This is a genomic window from Stenotrophomonas sp. YIM B06876 (assembly GCF_030711595.1).
GTDB lineage: Bacteria > Pseudomonadota > Gammaproteobacteria > Xanthomonadales > Xanthomonadaceae > Stenotrophomonas.
In genome coordinates, this window is the sequence record NZ_JAUJUJ010000674.1 from 1 (window position 1) to 303 (window position 303).

1 protein-coding gene is annotated in these 303 nt (G+C 56.8%); it reads left to right on the forward strand.

Annotation, left to right across the window (positions count from 1 at the left end; translation table 11 throughout):
- Positions 1-123: 123 nt before the first annotated feature.
- Positions 124-303: transposase domain-containing protein (locus tag QZH66_RS18970; RefSeq protein ID WP_305807315.1), on the forward strand; the 180-nt coding region annotated here is incomplete at its 3' end.

Consider the following 303-nt stretch of genomic DNA (forward strand, 5'->3'; position numbering starts at 1 on the left):
CGTGGTGGACTAAAAAAAGCGGGGCAGGGCCCTAATGCCGTTCACTTAAGCCAGTGAACGGCATTTTTTCTATCTGCCCATAGCTCATACTCAGACCCTGTTGCTTCACACACCTTGGCTCTGATGGTCGGCAAGGCTCACAAACTCCCAGATTTCGCCGCGCTGTCCCAGCACATTGATCCGCAATGGATCACACATGCCTTGGCTGTCACCGGCAAAGCCAGCGTTCGGCGGCGCAAGTTACCGGCCGAGCAAGTCGTCTGGCTGGTCATTGCGCTGGCGATGTACCGGCACCAATCCCTC